At 58.5% G+C, this 19,571-nt stretch carries 16 protein-coding genes; 5 read left to right on the forward strand and 11 right to left on the reverse strand.

The annotated features are described in order from the left end of the window. Positions 1 to 2: 2 nt before the first annotated feature. The gene (locus tag ACO550_RS22550) at positions 3 to 839 is read left to right on the forward strand and encodes an ABC transporter permease (protein ID WP_315594150.1); all 837 of its coding nucleotides are present in this window, start codon (positions 3 to 5) and stop codon (positions 837 to 839) included. Beyond that, positions 836 to 1,648 carry an ABC transporter permease gene (locus ACO550_RS22555; RefSeq protein WP_315594149.1) on the forward strand — a complete coding sequence of 271 codons (813 nt, stop codon included), beginning with the start codon at positions 836 to 838 and terminating at the stop codon, positions 1,646 to 1,648. The genes ACO550_RS22550 and ACO550_RS22555 overlap by 4 nt, the downstream gene beginning before the upstream one ends. Positions 1,649 to 1,833: 185 nt before the next feature. Here ACO550_RS22555 and ACO550_RS22560 read toward each other — a convergent pair whose 3' ends face one another. The 3 genes from ACO550_RS22560 to ACO550_RS22570 are packed head-to-tail and all read right to left on the reverse strand — an operon-like array spanning position 1,834 to position 4,369. Beyond that, complete coding sequence (locus tag ACO550_RS22560) at positions 1,834 to 2,535, reverse strand: EthD family reductase (RefSeq protein ID WP_315594148.1); 702 nt, start codon at positions 2,533 to 2,535, stop codon at positions 1,834 to 1,836. A 26-nt stretch (positions 2,536 to 2,561) separates the two neighbouring features. After that, positions 2,562 to 3,500: a dihydroorotate dehydrogenase gene (locus tag ACO550_RS22565; protein WP_315594147.1), complete on the reverse strand. Its 939-nt coding sequence runs from the start codon at positions 3,498 to 3,500 to the stop codon at positions 2,562 to 2,564. Further along, entirely contained in the window at positions 3,494 to 4,369 is an 876-nt protein-coding gene (locus tag ACO550_RS22570; RefSeq protein ID WP_315594146.1) for an iron-sulfur cluster-binding protein, read from the reverse strand. Before ACO550_RS22570 ends, ACO550_RS22565 begins: the two co-directional genes overlap by 7 nt. A 616-nt stretch (positions 4,370 to 4,985) precedes the next feature. Between ACO550_RS22570 and ACO550_RS22575 the strand changes: the two genes are divergently transcribed. Continuing rightward, complete coding sequence (locus tag ACO550_RS22575; protein ID WP_315594145.1) at positions 4,986 to 6,410, forward strand: amidohydrolase; 1,425 nt, start codon at positions 4,986 to 4,988, stop codon at positions 6,408 to 6,410. A gap of 129 nt (positions 6,411 to 6,539) precedes the next feature. Here the strand turns inward: ACO550_RS22575 and ACO550_RS22580 are convergent, their stop codons facing one another. Together ACO550_RS22580 and ACO550_RS22585 are read right to left on the reverse strand one after the other, a co-directional pair. Next, a complete protein-coding gene (locus ACO550_RS22580; RefSeq protein WP_315594144.1) occupies positions 6,540 to 7,808 on the reverse strand; it encodes an MFS transporter in 1,269 nt (422 codons plus the stop codon). Between the two features lie 159 nt (positions 7,809 to 7,967). Next, a complete protein-coding gene (locus ACO550_RS22585) occupies positions 7,968 to 8,987 on the reverse strand; it encodes a dihydrodipicolinate synthase family protein (protein WP_315594143.1) in 1,020 nt (339 codons plus the stop codon). A 154-nt stretch (positions 8,988 to 9,141) separates the two neighbouring features. On the opposite strand from ACO550_RS22585, the gene ACO550_RS22590 reads away from it, so the two are divergent. Together ACO550_RS22590 and ACO550_RS22595 are read left to right on the forward strand one after the other, a co-directional pair. After that, entirely contained in the window at positions 9,142 to 10,086 is a 945-nt protein-coding gene (locus ACO550_RS22590; protein ID WP_315594142.1) for a LysR family transcriptional regulator, read from the forward strand. A 602-nt stretch (positions 10,087 to 10,688) separates the two neighbouring features. Next, complete coding sequence (locus ACO550_RS22595) at positions 10,689 to 11,687, forward strand: ABC transporter substrate-binding protein (RefSeq protein ID WP_315594141.1); 999 nt, start codon at positions 10,689 to 10,691, stop codon at positions 11,685 to 11,687. Between the two features lie 154 nt (positions 11,688 to 11,841). Here the strand turns inward: ACO550_RS22595 and ACO550_RS22600 are convergent, their stop codons facing one another. The 6 genes from ACO550_RS22600 to ACO550_RS22625 all read right to left on the reverse strand — a co-directional run bounded on the left by ACO550_RS22600 (position 11,842) and on the right by ACO550_RS22625 (position 19,371). Beyond that, on the reverse strand, positions 11,842 to 13,020 hold the full coding sequence (locus ACO550_RS22600) for a porin (RefSeq protein ID WP_315594140.1): 1,179 nt from the start codon (positions 13,018 to 13,020) through the stop codon (positions 11,842 to 11,844). A gap of 60 nt (positions 13,021 to 13,080) precedes the next feature. Continuing rightward, positions 13,081 to 13,773, reverse strand: coding sequence for an ethyl tert-butyl ether degradation protein EthD (locus ACO550_RS22605; protein WP_315594139.1), 693 nt, complete (start codon positions 13,771 to 13,773; stop codon positions 13,081 to 13,083). Positions 13,774 to 13,799: 26 nt separating this feature from the next. Beyond that, positions 13,800 to 15,197: a M20 family metallopeptidase gene (locus ACO550_RS22610; protein WP_315594235.1), complete on the reverse strand. Its 1,398-nt coding sequence runs from the start codon at positions 15,195 to 15,197 to the stop codon at positions 13,800 to 13,802. Positions 15,198 to 15,235: 38 nt separating this feature from the next. Next, on the reverse strand, positions 15,236 to 16,732 hold the full coding sequence (locus ACO550_RS22615) for an amidohydrolase (RefSeq protein ID WP_315594138.1): 1,497 nt from the start codon (positions 16,730 to 16,732) through the stop codon (positions 15,236 to 15,238). Between the two features lie 27 nt (positions 16,733 to 16,759). Next, positions 16,760 to 18,103 carry an MFS transporter gene (locus tag ACO550_RS22620; RefSeq protein ID WP_315594137.1) on the reverse strand — a complete coding sequence of 448 codons (1,344 nt, stop codon included), beginning with the start codon at positions 18,101 to 18,103 and terminating at the stop codon, positions 16,760 to 16,762. 290 nt (positions 18,104 to 18,393) lie between these two features. Then, a complete protein-coding gene (locus tag ACO550_RS22625) occupies positions 18,394 to 19,371 on the reverse strand; it encodes a LysR substrate-binding domain-containing protein (RefSeq protein ID WP_315594136.1) in 978 nt (325 codons plus the stop codon). Between the last annotated feature and the right edge of the window lie 200 nt (positions 19,372 to 19,571).

Raw genomic sequence — 19,571 nt, forward strand, 5'->3', positions numbered from 1 at the left:
CAATGGCGCTGCGCGAACTGCTTCGCCCCTATCTTGCCGCGTTCAGGGCGCGGTTCATGCAAATGCTGCAGTATCGGGTCTCGGCCTACACTGGCTTCGCGACCCAATGTTGGTGGGGCGGCGTAAGAGTCATGGTTCTAGCGGCGTTCTATGGCAACGTGACGGCAGCCAGCGCACCGATGTCCCGCGGCCATGCCATCACGTATATATGGCTTGCCCAAGGGTTGCTTGCGCTGCTGCCATGGATGGCCGACCCCGAGGTGGCGCAAGCTGTCCGCTCGGGCGCGGTGGCGTACGACAGGCTCCGCCCCGTGAATGGCTACGCGCTCTGGTTTGCCCGCTCGGCTGGGTGGACGGCTGCGCGCGCCCTGCCGCGCGCAGCGCTGATGTTAGCCTTTGCCGGCATTGGGCTGCCTTTTGCTGGACTCAACGACTGGGCCTGGCAGCCGCCGGCGAGCGTCATGGCAGGCGTTGGCTCCCTTGTCGCCGTTGTGCTCGCGTTGCTGCTCTCAACGACGCTGGTGATGCTGCTGACTGTGGCAGCGGTGGCAGCGAGCAACGAGCGCGGCATCAATACCCTGGCGGGACCGATAGTCATCGTCCTCTCAGGAAATCTGCTACCCCTGCCACTACTTCCCGACACCTGGCAGGCGTTATTGCTAGTGCAGCCGTTAGCGGGTGTGGTGGATATTCCGGCGCGCATCTATTTCTCGCAGCTGGACGGCGCAAAGATGCTCGCTGCACTGGGTCTGCAATGCTCGTGGATCGTTCTGCTTATCGCTCTCGGTCACGCGGCCATGAATCGCACCATGCGGGGCCTTGAAGTGCAAGGCGGATGAAGAACACGAATTCCCTAACACTGGTGATGCGCCTGGTACGAGCATCCTTGCGTGGCCAGATGCGTTATCCGGCGTCGGCATTGATGCTTACGCTGGGCCAGTTTCTCGTCAGTGGCCTCGAGATACTCGCGGCCTGGGCACTCTTCCACCGGTTCGGAGAGGTGCAAGGATGGCACATCGGCGAGCTGGCACTGATCTACGGGCTAGTAAACTGCATGTACGCCATCGCCGATGTCCTCGGCCGTGGCTTTGACATACTCGGTACGGCACTGCTGCGCACAGGCGAATTCGACCGCTTACTGCTTAGGCCACAATCGCTGACCCTGCAATTATTAACCTACGACCTCCGCATCGGGCGCCTCGGACGATTGCTGCAAGGACTCATGATCCTGGCGCTTGCGACAGTGCAAGCGGACATTTCCTGGGCCCAGACGTCGATCGCGGTAGCACTGTTTTCGCTTGCAGGTGGGGTTGCGCTGTTTCTCGGCATCCTAGTGCTGCGGGGCACGCTGTCTTTCTGGACAATCGAGAGCATTGAGCTCGCCAGCGTGCTGAGCTACGGGGGCGTTCAGGCGTCACAGTATCCGCTTGATCTATACGCTCGATGGTTTCGGTACTTGCTAACGTTCGCTGTGCCACTGGCCGGCGTCGCCTATTACCCCGCACTGATCATACTGGGCAAGCCTGATCCTACGGGTGCCCCGGCTTGGACAGGGCTCGTGTCACCGTTGGCAGGCTTTGCTTTTCTTGCCGTGAGCTTCGCCGCCTGGCGTGTCGGAGTGCGCCACTACTCCTCCACGGGCAGCTAGTCGGCACGCTTGCGCGTGCGACAGGCATGTAACTAGCGACGCGAGCTTTTGCAACAGATTTGGAACACGCGGCCGCTGACTTGCCGACCTTTGGCGAGGTCACCAATCCGGGTTCTTTAGTCCACCAGCCCTACTTTTTCAGCCAGTTTTTCCGGAAGAGAGCGTTTGACTTCCGCCGCTCTCGATCACGACAATGTATAGGTGTGCGTTGCCATCGGAAAATGAACATTGCCGCCATGGAAACGGGGAAATTTTTCGAAGTCCGCGCGCATTTGATGTCGGACAGGGGAATTCATCGCCTCGGTAATAGCCTGCGCGCTGTCAAAGACGAGCTTGTTCCTTTGGATATAGTGAACCTTTTTCCACGGCATCGCGTCCACCCAATCTACGCGCGTGAAAATCTCGATCTCGCGTATCCCAGGGAAGAATCGCATGATCTGTGGATGGTGGCCCAGATAGTAGTTCAGCCACGCATCGAAGTCTGCGGCGTGCCCCGGGTAGTGAACCAAGAAACTACACGGCGCACTCCCAACTGGCGAGCGGCCGATGGAGTCCTCAACGGGAAATGGACGCCGGGACATGACCTGTTGCGTAACAGTACACCCGCGCAAGTTAGGCAGTGAAAGCTGCGCTACGGCCTGGAGATGACCGTCCACTGCTATGGCCGATTCCAGCGCCGTCAGGGTGTCAAAGTCCAGTTGCATCGCAAATGGCGGCGATGGACCGTCATCCGTGTAAAAGTCCTTTGCGCTTTCGGGCGTATAGAGTCGCGCTCGGCGCAACTGCGGCGTGCGCGTAACAACCTCGGCTACGCGCTGAAGATCCTCCACCCCGATATGGGCCGACGGGTCCGCGCTCTCAAAGGTAACAAGATAGGAAAACTGCATGCTGTGTCTCCGGGTGTTGTGGCCGGTCAGAGTACCGCTCCAGCTGAGATGCTGGGCGCGTCAAACAGCTCCATTGAGCCGATCAGGTCACGCAACCGGGTGACTCCCTTGCGCTCACAGTACGCGGCGATCCCATCAATAATGCTTGGCATCGATCGCGGCGAGAGAAAGTTGGCCGTGCCTACCTGCACCGCAGTCGCCCCCGCGAGCAGAAACTCGATGGCATCCTCCGCCGTCGCAATCCCACCGCACCCGATTACGGGAATCGTCACCGCCTGCGCGCACTGATAGGCGATACGTAGCATGATCGGCTTGGTTGCCGGTCCCGTCAGACCACCCATCAGGTTGGCAACACGGGGGCGTCGTGTTTCCACATCGATCGCCATGGCGAGAATTGCATTGCTAACCACAAGTGCATCCGCACCGGCAGCCTGGGCCGCCAGGGCGACCTCCACAACGTTGGCAGCATTGGGGGTCATCTTTGGCCATACAGGGAGTGGGGACGCTGCCTTCATGGCACGGACCACCTGAAACGTCGCATCCGGATCCATGCCAAAGGCTCGCCCATCCTTCTTGAGGTTCGGACAAGACACGTTAGCTTCGATCGCCGCCACGCCCGGCACGGATAGTTTGCGCGCGAGTCGGCCGAATTCTTCAACCGTGTTCGCCGAGATGCTGGCAACTAACGGCGGTTTGTAAGCTTGGTAGAACGGGACCGTTTCCTTCAGGTAATAGTCCCCGCCTTTACTCGGGATACCGATCGAAAACAGCGTCGCATCCTTGAATTCCGCCACGCGCGGCGGCGGGTTCCCTTCACGCAGGTCGTCCGTAATAGTCTTGGTCACGATGGCGCCAAGACGGTTCAAGTCGAACACATCTGCAAGGCCTTCGGCAAACGTGCCAGACGCGGGCATGATCGGATTCTGCAACTTGAGCAAGCCAATTTCCACGCTAAGATCTACCACGATACAGTCTCCCATAGGTCGAATACCGGACCTTCCCAACAAACCCTGCGATAGGTGAGATCCTGCTTGCCCACCTCCGTTCGGAACGGCCGCACGCACGCATAACACGCACCGAGTGCGCACCCCATATGCTGCTCAACGGCGATCTGTCCTGGAATTTCCAAGTCGGCGGACACCCGCTGGAGCATCTGCAACAATCGATTCGAACCACATGTAGCAACGTAGTCAAGTCGGCGCCCGGCGTGCGTGCGACGCAGCAGAGCCTCAACGTGCTCTACCTGACTGCTACCGTCCTCGTCATTGACAATGACCACATTTGCGCCGGCCTCCCTGAGGTAGTCTGCCGACATGACCAGATCTGCTGACCTGACGCTCAGCACCGCCGTGACCGCCACACCCTGGCTGCGCGCCAGATCTGCCAAGGGCGTCAGGGTCGCCAGCCCCACACCGCGGGCCAGCAGGAGAATGTGTCGGGTACCGGCAGGCAAGACGAAACCGCGACCCACTGGTCCCAGCGCATCCAGCGTCTCATCGGCTCCCAAATTTGCGAGACCACGCGTGCCCAATCCCTGTACCTTGTAGAGGAACTCTATCGTGCCGCTTTCCCGTGACACCCGATAAATGCTCATGGGCCTGCGCAGAAATGCGGCGCCCTGTTGGTCAGGCGGACAGGCCAAATGGAAGAATTGCCCCGGAGTTGCCTGCAACGCAACGTCGGGGGCGTCGACAACAAGGTGCTTGTATTCGTCGTTCACCCAGTGGTTGCTGACCACCCGGCAAAGATTCTCGGCAACCGCAAATTGCGGCGATTGCCCATCATGCTGCGCCGCCCGGCAGCATGTTGTGGCCTCCACAACGTCATCTAACATCCGACTCCCCTTCTCCTCAAGATTCGACGGCCTTTTGCTCATCGAATAACGAATATCATTCTATGTTCATTCCAGACGAAGTCAAGGGCAACCACTGGAAGTCGATTTTTATATGGATAATCCGGGCAGTTTAGGTTGTCGATGTGCACGTTCGGCCCGACAAATACCGAATATCGCTGGCTTATAAACCTGAAGACGGTGCCTGATGACCGAGATCGACCAGAGAGATCGTGAGATGCCATAAGTCGAGAGCAGGTGCGACTGTGACCAGAATCTGTAGCCCGATTTCGGCTGCAAGCTGCCGATCCGCTTGCAGCCGCCGCACGCACCGCTACGCAAACGCCAACTCGCGCTCGCGATGCCCGGAAGCTGCCAGCGATCACCGGATGACTACTGTGCTGCTGCGCCAGAGAAACCCGCCGATCCGTTCGCCAGATGGGCGCGCTCGAGCTTGGTTCGCCTACTGAGCAATCGCGTCGCACCTCATACCCACGGGGTCAACTCCCTCTTTCAAGAGGTGGCAACCGCCGGTCAACACCGGTACGCAACTGCGTCTAGCACCACATGCGGTAGAGGAATAGCCTAACGGCCTAACCGTGCATCCTCCGGAGAACAAGTGAAACATATAGACAGCGTAGTACACCTCGTAGAGTCGAAGCGCGACGCCTACATCTCGCTGGCCGACGAAATCTGGTCATTTGCGGAGATGCGTTACGCGGAGTTCCGATCCGCGGAGCTGCATGCCGCGCAGATAGAAAAGAGCGGCTTCACAGTCAAGCGAGATGTCGCGGGAATGCCAACGGCTTTTGTCGCCGAGGCCGGCTCTGGCGGACCGGTAATTGGCTTTCTTGGGGAGTACGACGCGCTCGCAGGGCTCAGCCAAGAAAGTGGCGCGCTCCGTTGCACGCCGGCCGCAGGCGCCGAAAATGGCAATGGGCACGGATGTGGCCACCACCTCCTCGGCACTGCAGCACATCTGGCCGCAGTGGTAACGCGGGACTACTTTGCGAGCAACAACATTAACGCTACGGTCCGATTCTACGGCTGTCCAGCCGAGGAAGCCGCCGCTGGCAAGACGTTCATGGCGCGCGAGGGCCTGTTCGACGATCTAGACGTTGCACTGAGTTGGCACCCATCTGTTGCCAACTCAGTCTTCATGAACGCCACCCTGGCCAACATCCAAGCGCACTTCCGTTTTCACGGCAAAGCATCGCACGCTGCGTTGGCACCTCACTTGGGACGCAGTGCACTGGATGCGGCCGAATTGATGAACATCGGCGTCAACTATCTGCGTGAGCACATGCCTGACCAGGCCCGCGTGCATTTTGCCTACATTAACTCGGGAGGCATCTCGACGAATGTTATTCCGGTGCTGGCTGAAGTCCTCTATACGATCCGGTCGCCTCGAAGCGACGAGGCCAGGGACCTCTTCCAGCGTGTGAAGGACATCGCCCAAGGCGCCGCGCTGATGACTGGTACCCGGCTGGAGATCATTTTCGACAAGGCGGTCTCTGACATCCTGCACAATGACACGCTGGATCTCGTGCTCGATCGCAATATGCGCGCCATTGGCGGCTTTGACGTAACACAGGATGAGACCCGATTTGCAACCGAGATGCAGACTACGATCACCACCGAAGATCTTGCCAACTCCTCCCGGCATTTCGCCGCGGCGTTGCGCGATCCGCGGCCGATCGTTTCCGAAATCCTGCCTTACTCGCCCGACGTCGTGCGCCCAGTCACTGGGTCAACGGATGTTGGAGACGTAAGCTGGGTCGTGCCGACAACTCAGTGTCTGACGGCATGCTACGCGTTTGGCACTGGATTTCATTCATGGCAGATGGTGTCACAAGGCAAGCTTTCCCTGGCGCACAAAGGCATGCTTCTCGCAGCAAAGACGCTCGCGGCGACTGCGATCGATCTTGCTGGTCAGCCGCAAACACTCGTGGAAGCGAAAGAAGAGCTTTCGCGCAAACGGGGCCATAAGCCTTATGCCTGCCCAATCCCTTCCGACGTGCCGCCGCCGCCAGCACGCACCTAAACAATTCATCGCCAATTTCGGCGGTCCAGACTAGAGCAAGGACTCCGGGCGACGGCGGGGCCGTTGCGCACGACACCCGTCCGATATGGCAACGCGTGGACGTTGCGGCGCTGCGACGCCCACGCATCCTTAGGGCGATACTTCCTCGAGTGCCCGACCTGCTGTTTCCGTCGTAAAAATGGAGGCAAGCGCTCCGAGGGCCGCAGTGACCGCAAAGAGCAGCACCACGCCGCGTATGCCGTATGCCGTCAGTACGACTGGGACGACGAGCGGAGCTACCATCGAAGCAATTCTAAGCCACGCTGTGGCAATGCCAACGCCCAGGGCTCGCACCCGGGTTGGATAAATTTCCGGCGTATACAGATATAGCAGCGTTGCATTGGCCGAGATGAACACATAGCTAAGTGAAACGAGCATCTGTGTATGGACGGCGTCAGTCAACGTTGTCATACAAAGAAGTCCCAGTCCCAGGGCCCCGAGGAGAAAAGCGCAGGTAAACCAAACTTTTCGTCCAGATCGATCAACAAATAAAGCGCAAAGCAAAGCGCCGATAAATCCCGCGACGCTCGTAATCAGGCTATAGCCTAAAGCCTGCCCCAATGGGAGGTGAAAATGGTTCCGGTAAAGGGTAGGCAACCACGATGTCAGTCCATACGTGACAAAGTACGCAGTGACCCACAGACACCACACGACGTAGGTTCGCCTACCGTAGTTTGACTGGAAGAGCTCCCGCCAGCTCGTGCGAGGCGCTGACTGGGTCCCGGAGGTCTCGCCCGCAAGCTGTTGCCGTTGCGCCGACGCGGCCGAACCAGGAATCTGAATTCTAGCCATTACGTCGTTGGCCTCTGCGTGGCGACCTACCGACTGCAGCCACCTCGGCGACTCCGGCAATCCGCGTCGCAGTATGAACAGCAGAGGGGCCGGAGCCGCACCCAAGATAAACATGCTTTGCCAGCCAAATACAGGCACCATCAAGTAACCCGCAATGCCAGCTCCAACTAATCCAGCCGGGAAAATAAGCTCATAGAGCATGAAGAAGCGACCGCGACCTTTGGCCGGACTAAGTTCGCTAATGTAGGCTGCAGCAACTGGCATCTCACCCCCGAGGCCGATACCTTGGATGAAGCGCATCACAAGAAGAGGCCAGAAACTCCAGGCGGCAGCGCAACCCAGACTCGCAACCGAAAACAGAAGAATGGTGGAAAGCGCAACCGGAACGCGCCCATACCGCTCGGCGAGGCGGCCAAAAAGAAAGGCTCCGATCAACTGTCCGGCAAAACCTGCGGAAATCAGAGTACCGATTTGTCCGTTGGACAGATGCCAGGCTGGAGCGAGCACAGGCAGGACGTACGCAATTGCCAAGACATCGAAGCCATCAAAAAACGTTGCAAAGCCCATGGCAACTCGTGCACGAACGAGGAGCCGAGAGATGGGGAGAGGTCCGTCTGGGGGTGCTATCGCCTTGCTGCTTTGGTACGCAGGGAGGGTCATGAGGTGTCTCCATATATGCGCCTCGCCCAGAGGCGAGGCATCCTCTTGTTCTGGGTGATCGCTCTTTTAGCTCTGGTGGTGGCGAACCAGGCTCGCTAGTTGTTCCGTGGCGTCTTTCAGCGAGCGCGTCTCCAGACCCATGGATACAAGACGCGTATGAATATCCTCGACTTCCTGTTGACGCGGGAGCGGCATGGGTGCCGTCATCAATGGGGAGTCAACCAGGCCGCGAAGCCATGCGGCGATCTTGTATCGAATATGCAGCCGCCCCCATTCAGAGTAGATATAGTCGTGAAGGCTTCGTAGGCCTCCATTCCAAATCGAGTTGGCGGCCTCGATGTCTTTTCGCTCCCATGCATCGATGTGTGCCTGCATGGGCTCAAGGGCATAGCACCACGATCCCGATATCGTCCCGTCAAAGTTTCCCGTTGCAAGGTTCTCGTGGAAGTACTGCGCAGCCGCGCCCAGCACGGCAACACGCGGTTGCTGCGTCTTTAGCGCGTGGGAGACAGCTCGATATCCATCGTAGTTGTACGTCATCTTCCAGCCGACCACGTTGGGCACTTCCGCGCAAATGTGGAGAGTGGTTTCTACAGGGAGCCCGATTCCGTAACGATTGGACGGTGACCCCACTGGATGCGTAAAAATTGGAAGATCAACTGCCCGGTCTTGTAGACGAATCTGGTCGAGCCAGACTTCGGGATAGCGCGCGGGGTCCCAGCTTGTCGTCACGTCCATCGCACCGCCAGGTGGGATGACGAAGATGCCGCTCGCCCCTACTGATTTTGCGTCACGGGCCACATCGACTGCGTCGGCTGTAGTCCAGCCGAAGGTGCCGGCCAAGACGGGGACGCGTCCATCCACTTCGTCGACGATGACTTCGAGTACGCGACGTTTCTCCTCGCGCGTAAGATAGAACACGTCACCGGCCTCGGCATTTGCAACCAAGCCGCCGCGTTTCGTAAAATCCGGCTGTCGCAGAAAATACTGGACTAGCCGGCGAATACCAGCCTCATCGGGCTTCCCGGTGCCACTCAGGGGTAAAACGAGCGCGACGTGAAGTCGGTTGTTCAATGCGTAAGTCATAGTGTCCACTCCGGAATTGCCGTTCTCTGATCTATGCGCGGCTGGCGGTCTGGTGAGCAGTAGCAACGCCGCGCCGCGTGAAGCTAGTATGTAAGCGGTTGCCTGGAGCGTCGATGCAGTTGGCGAAATACCGCCGTATCACGGAGAGTGTTAGGTGCTAAAGGATCTAAATTTGCTGCTTGTCTTCGAAGCGATGTGGCAGCACCGCTCCGTCTCCATCGCTGCCGAAGCACTTGGGGTGACTCAGGCAGCGGTGAGCAATGCGCTACGACGACTTCGTGAGCAGTACAAAGACAAGCTCTTCTCTGCGGTTGGCCGGACCATGGAGCCAACGCCACTTGCTGTTTCCATCGCGCCAGCCCTGCTGGACGCCCTGGCTGCGGTCAGGCGAACGCTCATCCAACCCGATGTGTTTGACCCCGGTACTGCGCACCGGACGTTTACAATCCGGACCCGAGACGTGGGCGAGATTGTCTGCTTCCCAAGTATTCTTGCGGGCATGGCCACAGAGGCGCCGCACATAATATTGCGCGGTACGTTTAGCTCACACGAGGACACGATGTCAGGTCTTGCGCGAGGTCGTATCGATGTTGCCCTAGGCTATCTCCCAGCACTTAAGACAGACCTCCACTTTGCTCCGCTTTTTCGCCAGGACCATGTCCTTGTGATGAGACGCGACCATCCCGCAGCGCATCAAGAGCTCTCTGACAGAGTGATCCGATCCCTTAACTTCGCGCTTGTTGAATACGAGGGAAGTGAGAGGCTGATCTTCGAGCGGGCCTTGATCGATGCAGGCGCCAGGGCACGCATCAAAGTTCGGCTACCGCAGTTCATGTCGGCAGCACACATCGTCTCGCAGAGCGACCTCGTCTGGATCGCTCCAGAGACAATTGCTCGCGCAGCCTCTCACAACTATGCACTGACCTTACGCCCAAGTCCGTATCCGATCGAAGACTCACCGATTTGTGTGTACTGGCATGATCGATACCATAAAGATCCGGCCAATGTGTGGTTTCGCAATCTGATCCAGCGAACCTGCTCGTCTCCCCTGGGCGCCAGGACGCATTCCGGGAACCCACAGGGGTGGCGTCGTGTATAACCGAGTTAGGTAAGTAGCCGGCGCGACGCCGTCCGGCCACGCGGAGAAGCGTCATTCAACCGGCTAGTGACTCTTAGCCTGCCAGCACTCGATCGGCGTATGTGCGCCGCTGCCTGGGCCACCGCCTGGGTCAATAGATCGTGCCAGATCAAGTCATCCCAAGCGCCCATCGCTTGCTTCAGTGGGCAATCCACTGAACAGAGTGCCAAGACTCTATGGGCGTTCCTCCTAAACACATCGCGCAGTCGTTCACCTGCCCGGCGTAGGAACTGGAGAAAGGAAGCCGACGTGGGCGTCTCAGTGGCGGTTCGCATACCGGTCAGTATCTAGAAGCGCAACCTTGCCACAATCATCCATCCTAGTATGGCGAGCCCATGTCGTGGCTATCAATTCTGCTTATTCTTCAGAATCAACGCCTTCTATTGACTAGGTACGATACTCCTTGCACAAAATGCCGACTCTGAAGGACAGAGCAGCTGACTGGAAAAACCCCGCTGGCCAGCCAGAACACGGTCACACCGGTGCCGGGCGATTCCCGCTCGATGCCAGGTATCGATTGATGGATTAGTCGTACCGGTGATAAGAACGACAGGAGACAAGAAGTGCAATTCATCAAATGCGCGGCAGTGGCATTGCTATTGCAAAGTGGCATTGCGTGGTCTGAGCCGATCCAGGAAAAATTGGAGCTATCGGTGTTTCCCGGCGGCTTTAACTGGCCAATCTGGGTGGCTCAAGACAAAGGCAACTTTGCGCGGCGCGATATCGCTGTGGCGGTCAATCCCACGCCGAACTCCGTTGAGCAGATGACAAGGCTCGCCGACGGGCGCTCCCATATTGCGATGACCGCCATTGACAATGTGATTGCCTACCGGGAGGGGCAAGGTGAAGTTCCACTCTCCGGCGATGACCTGGTCGCGGTTATGGGCGGGGATCACGGCTTCCTGTCGCTCGTATCCGTGCCGGAGGTCAACCGCATCGCTGATTTACGTGGAAGGCAGGTGTCTGTCGATGCCCGAAATACCGGATATGCCTATGTCCTTTTTGAACTGTTGAAGCGCGGTGGCTTGTCGGAACCCGACTTTGGCGTGGAACGGGTTGGCGGTGTCTTGCAGAGATATCAGACATTGATGGACAAAAAGCAAGCTGCGACATTGCTGATTTCTCCTTTCGATCTGCAAGCACAAGCCGCTGGGTACCACGTGCTGGGAATGGCAGCCGGATCTTTGGGAGCATATCAAGGCCTGGTGGCAGCTGTTCGCAAATCCTGGGCTCAAGAGCACCGCGCACAGTTGATAGGCTACATTGAGGCTTACATCGAGAGCGTTGAGTGGCTCTACGATCCTGCCAACAAAGGAGAGGCGTTGCGGATCTACCGAAAGCATGTGCCGGAGGCGGGAACCGATATGTCAGAGGCGGCGTACGTACATCTGCTGGACGCACAGTCCGGATTCCAGCGCAAGGCGCGAATCGACTTAAAGGGGGTTACAGAAGTACTCAGGCTACGCGAGAGATGGGCGGAGCCTGCCAGACGGCTGAGCGGCCCGGAAAGCTACTACGAGGGGTCGTACTATGATTCGGCAGTGAATCGCTTTGTGCCCTAAGCTATTCCCTCACTCGGCGTCAAGGGTACGTAAAGGCCAGATGAGTCCGAACCAGTTCGATTTTTTAACCACCGATGGAAAGTCCGCGCCATCGGCCGATGATCGATGGCTCGCGAAAGCGTGACGCGCTTCTTGGCGCGGAGCGGGACCCCCGTCAGAAGCGCATACGAACCCCCATTGCCACGACACTGACATCGTCACCGGCCTGGCTAAGCGCAACACTCGCCAGTGAAGCAATGGCTTTCTTCTGATTCCACACATATCCGACCCGACCATACAACGCAGTCGTCTTCGACATGTTGTAGTCGTAGCCAACCCCGATGGCGAGGGAGTCGCGGTCTGCTTGACCTGCAACAGTACGATAGACTGCCGAAAATTTGATCCAGTCGCGACCATTCGGTACGCTGAGCCCGATCATATGGCTGTTGGCAACCAGGTAACCTGCCTTGTCCGGGTTGGTCATGTTGTACTCGTAGGTCAGGTTCACACGATTACCGAACGTGTACATCCCGCCAGCGCCGAGCCACCGGTTCTTAAAAGAACTCAGATCGGCTGTCGGGTCGGTTTTGATAACGTCATAAAAGGCGCCGAGGTAAAGGGGCCCATTCGTGTATTCGACTTGCGCCCCCTGGAAGCTAGCCTTCGGATATCCGGGTGTTGTCACGCCTCGCGGGGCATAGAGGTATTCCACTTGGAAGCCAGCGATGATTGGCGTCGTAAAAGAGATCGCATCGCTGATTCGAGAGTCGCCAATTGTCGCGCCCTTACCAAGATCTGAACTCAGCGCCACCAGCGAGGCGAGCGGTGAGAACGCACCAACACCATAGAAGGGATCAATATTGGTTGAGAGCTCGGTCGGGTACTGACGGCCAGCTCTGATACGGCCCCACTGCGTAGACACCAGGGAAATGTTGGCTTCCCGGCTGAACAGGCTCTGGTCCCCCTGCATAGTCGTGCTGCCGGCCGTGCCGTTCTTCAGTTTGAGCGCACTCTCGAGATTGAAGCGAACCGATAAGCCGTTACCCAACTGCTCGACGCCCAAGAATCCGAACCGCGACGTTGCACCCGCGCCGCTTTCTGTTTGAAGCAGTCGATTGCTGCCTGCTCTGGAATACTGGAGACCTGCATCTGCCACACCATATAGTATGAGACCGCTTCTTCCTGCCAGCGTGTCTGGCGCCATGATCTGGAATGGCTCTTCTGCGTAGCACATGGAGGACGACACAAGCAACGAACTAACTGCAAAACGTGTGACCTGATTCACGGAAAGCATGATTTCTCCAACGACCTTATTTTTTTGTGGACGAGTTCCGCCTGCGGCCTTGCGAAGCAAGGCCGGGCTCATTCAGGCAGGGTGAAGTTTTGCCGCCGTTCGAAAGAGGGCGGCCGCGATTTACGGCGTGAAGATCCTGGTCCGCATCGGATAGTGGATGGCACCACCACTGAATGCCGGGAAGGATTCCGAATCCGCGCGCATCTTGCCTCTCACAGGCGAGTTAAGAGCCGCCTGTAAAGCGTCGGATGATGGGAACGACAGCATGTTTCGCTGCATATGGTCGACCCGCTCCCATGGCATATCGTCATACCAATCTACGCGCGTGAAGACGTTGATTTGACATACGGCCGGATACTCCATCATGATTTGTGGATGGTGCCGCAGGTAATGGCCAAGCCAGTCGTTCAGATTCGCCGCGGCGCCCGGATAGTGAACCAGGTAGCTGCAAAGATCGGTGCCCGGGTTTTGGCTTTCCAACGGAAGGAACGGGCGAGTCAGCATCACCTGGTGCACGACATGAGTGCCTGTTTGACCGAACCAGTCCGCCTCGCTGAACAATTGATATAAATACCCGCCCTGGCTAATCGTGGCCTCGAGCTCCTGTAGGGCAGCGAACTCCAGCCTCAAGAACACCATGGGACTTGCGCCATCACGATGGTACGTCTCTACACCGGCCGGCGTATGAAGTTCCGCACGAACCAGTCCCGGCGTCACACGAATCGCACCCGTGAGTGCCGAGATCTGCCCGGTATCAAGTTGGAGCGACGGCTCGGTTGGATTCGCCGCGATAATGAAATACGAGAATGTCATATTGCTAATGGTTAAGATCAACGATGCTAGCTTGCCTGGCGGCTACGTAGTGGCGCCGCGAGGATTTCGGACGGGATCGGGCTGGAGTAGCCCTGTCCGCCGGTGCGCGATCGGAGTTCTGCCCTGGCTTCGGCAATACGTTCAGGGTTACTGAACAGATCCAGTGCGGTAGCAGCGAGAACCTTCGACGCGTGGAGCATGCCCTTATGCGCTGCAGGCAACTTCCCCTGGGCAACCAGTTGCCACGTATGCATATTGGTTCCCACGGCGTAGCAAGCACCGAGGTACTGCGTCGTCGGTACAATCCAGCTGACATCACCGACATCGCTGGAGCCGGTCAACGTGCCAGGCTGGTCCGCTAGCGGAAGCGGGGTCAAGCTCAGGCCGCGAGCGTCTTCGGGTCCGTTATAGGAAGCGATGCATTCGCGCAAGTCCCCATCACTTATACTGGCGTCCAGACCCGCAGCAAAAGCGTGGTCGGCTTCGTCGAATGGCGGGCTACCTAGCGCATCGAGATTGCGCATCATCAAACCCTCGATCACACCGTTGCGTACGACATTCGAGCAGGCCCGATCGAACTCCATCGTGACGGATGTTTCCGTCATTAGCGCGGCGGCTGTCGCAATCCGCTGCACGCGTTCGAACAGTTCACGCGCGTCTACGATATCCGGGGCGCGCACAACGTAGAGTACTTCGGCCTTTTCCTGTACGACATTGGGCGCCTTGCCCCCTGCATCCGTGATCGCATAGTGCACCCGCGCCTCCTGCGGCATGTGTTCGCGCAGGAAGTTCACGCCGACGCTCATCAGCTCGGCAGCATCTAGCGCACTACGCCCAAGGTGCGGCGATGCCGCGGCATGTGATGCAACGCCGGAGAAACGAAACGCTGCCTGTATCACAGCGAGCGACTTGTACTTGAAAATGCCGGAGAAGGGTCCAGGGTGCCATGTCAGCGCGAAATCCAGATCGTTGAACACGCCTTCCCGCGCCATGAAGGCCTTCCCGGCACCACCCTCTTCCGCCGGGCAACCATAGTAGCGAACGATGCCCGGCTGTCCATGCTTGACGATGCCATCTCGGGCAGCAACGGCAGCCAGCATCGCGCCAACGCCCAGCAGGTGATGACCACAGGCGTGGCCATTGCCCCCATCGCATAGCCGATGCGGCTCGATGGCGCCAGACTGCTGACTCATGTTGGACAAGGCATCGTACTCACCGAGGAACCCAGCGATGGGTCCCCTGTCTCCGGCTTCCGCCATGAAAGCAGTGGGTAGGCCGCCAAGATTGCGGGTAATACGAAACCCTTCGCTTTCAAGCAGCGCAATCTGGGCCTCAACCGACTGAAACTCCTGCCAGCGCGTCTCCGCGAGGTCCCATATGCGGTCGGCCAGCTTGATATAGGGCTGGCACTTGGCATCGATCATGTCCTCGACAAGCTTGGTATGCTCTTGAAGTTCTGCGCTCACTCGTTCGCTCCTGCATACTGGCTCGGGAATGCACCCCGCAGCGTGCTACGTACGCGGGTGGCGCGAGGGATAATGGGCGGATTGACATCATCTGGAATTGGGCAACGGTAGGCATGCCCAGCGGATGTCTGGCGGAGTTCCTCCTGTGCCTGGGCAAGAATTTGCGGATCGGCGAACAGCGCGGCGGCGGTCGATGCCATGACCTTTGCCGTGTGGGTCATACCCTTGTGGGCGACAGACGCTTTTCCCTGCGCGACCAGTTGCCAGGAGTGGAAGGGCGTCCCAAGTGCGAAGCACGCCCCGAGACACCGTGCGGTTGGCACGACCCAACTCACATCCCCCACGTCGGTGGAGGCGCTGAGCACCGCGGGCATCACGTCCACTGGTAGCACGCCCTCATGCAACACACCCGAGAGCCGCTGCGCGCCAAAGATCTCAAGGCTTGCTTTCGCTTCCTCGCCGGAAATAACCGCCTGCATACGCGCAGCAAAGGCTCGGTCGATCTCATCGAAGGGTGTCGGCCCGAGCGCCTGCATCCGTTCGTACATCAGATCTGAGAGGACACCGTTTGGCCGCATATTGGACATTGCTCGCTCTACGCGATATGTCATCGTCGTATCGGTCATCATGCCAGCGCCTTCCGCGATCTTGCGCAGACGCTGCATGATGGACTGCACGACGGCTAGTTCCGGAGCGCGAACCTGATAAACCACCTCAGCTCGCGCCTGCACCACGTTAGGTGCTGACCCGCCGGTATCGTGAATGGCATAGTGCAGTCGAGCATCACTTGGGATATGTTCCCTCAGATAGTTGGCCGCTACGCTCATCAAAGTCACTGCGTCCAGGGCGCTGCGCCCAAGATGCGGTGCGGCGGCAGCGTGCGCGGCCACGCCCGTGAATGTGAAACGGGCGTGTACGGTCGCAAGCGTGGCCATGGCGTCGATGGCAAGAATGCTCGCGGGGTGCCACGTCAGGGCAGCGTCAAGTTCGTCGAAGGCGCCGGCCCGTGTCATGAAGACCTTCCCCGCGCCCCCCTCCTCTGCCGGGCAACCGTAATACCGCACTCGTCCAGCGCGTCCGGTGCTTTGCAGCCAGTCCCTTACTGCCAGTGCAGACATGAGCGTAGCGCCGCCGAGAAGATTGTGCCCGCAACCATGTCCGCTACCTGCGGCGACACGCGGCGCTCGCGCCGTGGCGTCCGCTTCCTGGCTAAGATGCGGCAAGGCATCGTATTCGCCGAGGAAGCCGATCACCGGCCCGTCGCTGCCAGCTTCGGCGACAAAGGCTGTCGGAATTTCCGCCACATTCCGCGTCACCCGAAAGCCCTGGGCTTCGAGCTCACGGATCTGGAGCTCGACGGAATCATGCTCGGCATATGCCGTTTCCGCAAAGTCCCAGAGTCGATCGCTCAAATGCGAACAAAGCGGGCGATAGGCCTCGATTCGCGCAGCGATCACCTGGTCGATTACCTGTAAATCTGCTGTGAAGTCCATTCCGTCAAGTTACCTTTTGATGTCTTTTTAGGCTTGGGCTTGCTGGTCCAATGCACTGGCGCAGCCGATGCTCTGCCGATGCCGGCGCGAATAGAGCCAGAGCACCGCGACCAGCGAGACGATGTTGGTCCCAATGAGATACCAGGCAGGCATCATCGGATTTGGCGACACGCTCGCAAGCCAGGCAACGACAAGCTGGGCACTGCCACCAAAGATCGTCGTGGGCAGGCTGTAGCAGATCGATACACAGGTGCTACGCACCGCCTTCGGAAAGATTTCCGGGATGAAGCAGAGATGAAACGGCGTCATCAACACGCGGAAGAATGTCAGTACCGCGATCATGCTCAGAAACACACTGCCGGTTCCATGTTCGAGCACCCAGGAAAAGATGGGCACGACCGCCATCACCGAAATGAATTGCGGAAGGACAATCAGTTTGGACCCAGGGAAGCGGTCATAGAGATGACCGGCGAACAATGAAGTCACGAGACCGACCGCGCCTGTGATCAGCCCCACAAGCATCGATGTCGACGTGGGCAGGTGCAACACGCGAATGCCATACGAGGTCATGTAGTGCCCCACGATATAGACAGTCACCGTTGGCCCGATCAGCACACAGCAGGCAATAAGTAGGTCCGGAAGATGGCCTCGGACGATGGTGCTGACGAGTTCACCGGTGGTCTTGACTGCACTCTCCGTATCCAGCGTCTCGTGGAGCTTGTTACGGATGTACAGGCCAACGGGCGCAATCAGAAGTCCGAGGATGAACGGTATGCGCCATCCCCACGCGGCGAGCGCACTTTCCGACAACACTGAAGACACGATGTAGCCCACGAGACCGCCCAACAGCGCAGCAATGCCTTGTGTCGCCATCTGCCAGCTCGTAAAGAATCCCCGGCGGCCCTCCGATGCCATCTCGAGCAGGTACGTCGTGGCGGGGCCGGTTTCGCCGCCAGCCGAGAACCCTTGGAGGAGGCGGCCAACCACGATCAGGACCGGCGCGGCGAGGCCGATCGATTGGTATGTTGGCGTGAATGCGATGATCGCTGTCCCCAACGCCATCAGCCCGATCGTAAGTGTCAGTGCCGACTTTCGGCCTGCGCGATCCGCATAGGCGCCGATAAGGATTCCGCCGATTGGCCGCGCAACAAAGCCGACACCGAAAACGGCAACCGACGCAATGAGCTGACTTGCCGGCGAGAAAGATGGAAAGAACGCCTTGCCGATAAACACTGCAAAGAATGCGTAGACAGTGAAGTCGTAGAACTCGAGGGCATTGCCGGCCACAACCGCAATAATGCTTCCTCGAGACGAGCGCTTCGCCTCTTTGCTGATCGCCGCTCCGGCGCTGATTGACTCCTGGGGCACCATCTTTCTCCGTGTTAAACGAGTGATGACACTGTCGTCATCACGTAATAAATAGTGTTCTTCGTTTTTATGAACGTCAACGTAGGGTGGCACCGGAGGTAGGCACGCAGGGCGATGCTGGCGCTTGGCGGGTTGCCAAACGCTATAGAATGTGCATGCCTTTCTGCTGGAAAATTGAAGCGCACCATGCTCCCCCTTGAACATCGGGAAACAGCGCACAGGGCTGGTGCCGTCTTACTGTGGATCCCGCACCCGAACAGGGAGCGGCAATCCAGGTATGGCAGGATGCGGGTTTAGCGGCCGCCCCGAGAGTTCTCGCTGTCCTTGAGCAGTACTTCCACGGTGTGGAAGAACCGCTTCTTCTCGGGATCCGTCGAATTCTGCGACTCCCGGATGACTGACATCGTTGATTCGATAAAGCATTTCGCCGGGGCGCTTAGGGGAATACCGCGCCGATGGGTGATCATGATTTCCGCCTCAGCGAGCGCATCGCGGATTGGCAGTACACACAATCCATCTCTGGCGATCAGCAACTCGGCCATTGGCCATGGCATCAGGCTGAGCAGATCCGTCCTGGCGATCAGACTCGTGGCGACCGCGCTCGAATGCGTAATATGAATTCGGGGCGCGTAACGCTCGCAGTACTCCTGAAAGGCGGCTTGATATGGGCCATCCTCGCCCTCATAACTACGACTGAGAATCCAGCTGGCACTCGAGAGCTCGTCCAACGTGCGACAGGCGGCCAGCGGGTGCCCGATGCGGGCTACCACGGCATAGCCGATGGAGAATAGCGGCAGTTGACTGAGCTCGATGGGCGTTTGGGCATACGACCTGCCGATCGACAGATCCAAGGTCCCGTCACGAAGCTTGGGCAAGGTGAGAGATGGGAAGCTTTCGAATAGCTCGAGCTGGGTTTCAGGCATCGCGTCCTGAAAACGAGCCATGATGTCGACCAACAAGGTCATCCCAAACCAAGATGGCACTGCAAGTTTGAGAATTCGCTTGCGTTGACTCGCGAATGCCTCCATGTCCTCGCGGGCACGTGACATCGCACCCAGCGTAAAGCGCGCGTGCTCGAGCAGAACCTGGCCCGCCTGCGTCAACGTGATGCCCGTGGTTTCGCGGATGATCAAAGTGACCCCCACCTCCTCCTCCAGCTCGCGCACCGCTTTGGTGATTGCAGCGGGAGAGTAGTCGTTGTTGCGGGCGGCATTCCGAATGCTTCCGCTATCGGCAATCGCGACTAAAGCACGCAGCTGATGCAGCTTCATATTGAGGAGATCTGTAATGGATGGCAAAACTCATGGCAACCAAAAGTGTACGCCAACACGACTGTTGAGCTGCCTCACATCCCTATGCAGGGCGGCGACCTATGGTGAACGGCGACACCCTTAACAATCGCCGGCCCTGGCGCTCATCCTAAGCCTCTTTAGTCGCCCCTGGTGGTCGCGTTGCCCGGTAACGAAACGTA

It is taken from the genome of Cupriavidus sp., from assembly GCF_057315035.1.

Excerpts from the sequence above, each read along its gene's own strand:
- ACO550_RS22615 (WP_315594138.1), bottom strand. The coding sequence starts at position 16,732 with ATGGACTTCACAGCAGATTTACAGGTAATCGACCAGGTGATCGCTGCG.
- ACO550_RS22560 (WP_315594148.1), bottom strand. The coding sequence starts at position 2,535 with ATGCAGTTTTCCTATCTTGTTACCTTTGAGAGCGCGGACCCGTCGGCC.
- ACO550_RS22550 (WP_315594150.1), top strand. The coding sequence starts at position 3 with ATGGCGCTGCGCGAACTGCTTCGCCCCTATCTTGCCGCGTTCAGGGCG.
- ACO550_RS22625 (WP_315594136.1), bottom strand. The coding sequence starts at position 19,371 with ATGAAGCTGCATCAGCTGCGTGCTTTAGTCGCGATTGCCGATAGCGGA.
- ACO550_RS22605 (WP_315594139.1), bottom strand. The coding sequence starts at position 13,773 with ATGACATTCTCGTATTTCATTATCGCGGCGAATCCAACCGAGCCGTCG.
- ACO550_RS22580 (WP_315594144.1), bottom strand. The coding sequence starts at position 7,808 with ATGGGCTTTGCAACGTTTTTTGATGGCTTCGATGTCTTGGCAATTGCG.
- ACO550_RS22610 (WP_315594235.1), bottom strand. The coding sequence starts at position 15,197 with ATGATCGATGCCAAGTGCCAGCCCTATATCAAGCTGGCCGACCGCATA.
- ACO550_RS22585 (WP_315594143.1), bottom strand. The coding sequence starts at position 8,987 with ATGACTTACGCATTGAACAACCGACTTCACGTCGCGCTCGTTTTACCC.
- ACO550_RS22620 (WP_315594137.1), bottom strand. The coding sequence starts at position 18,103 with ATGGTGCCCCAGGAGTCAATCAGCGCCGGAGCGGCGATCAGCAAAGAG.
- ACO550_RS22555 (WP_315594149.1), top strand. The coding sequence starts at position 836 with ATGAAGAACACGAATTCCCTAACACTGGTGATGCGCCTGGTACGAGCA.
- ACO550_RS22570 (WP_315594146.1), bottom strand. The coding sequence starts at position 4,369 with ATGTTAGATGACGTTGTGGAGGCCACAACATGCTGCCGGGCGGCGCAG.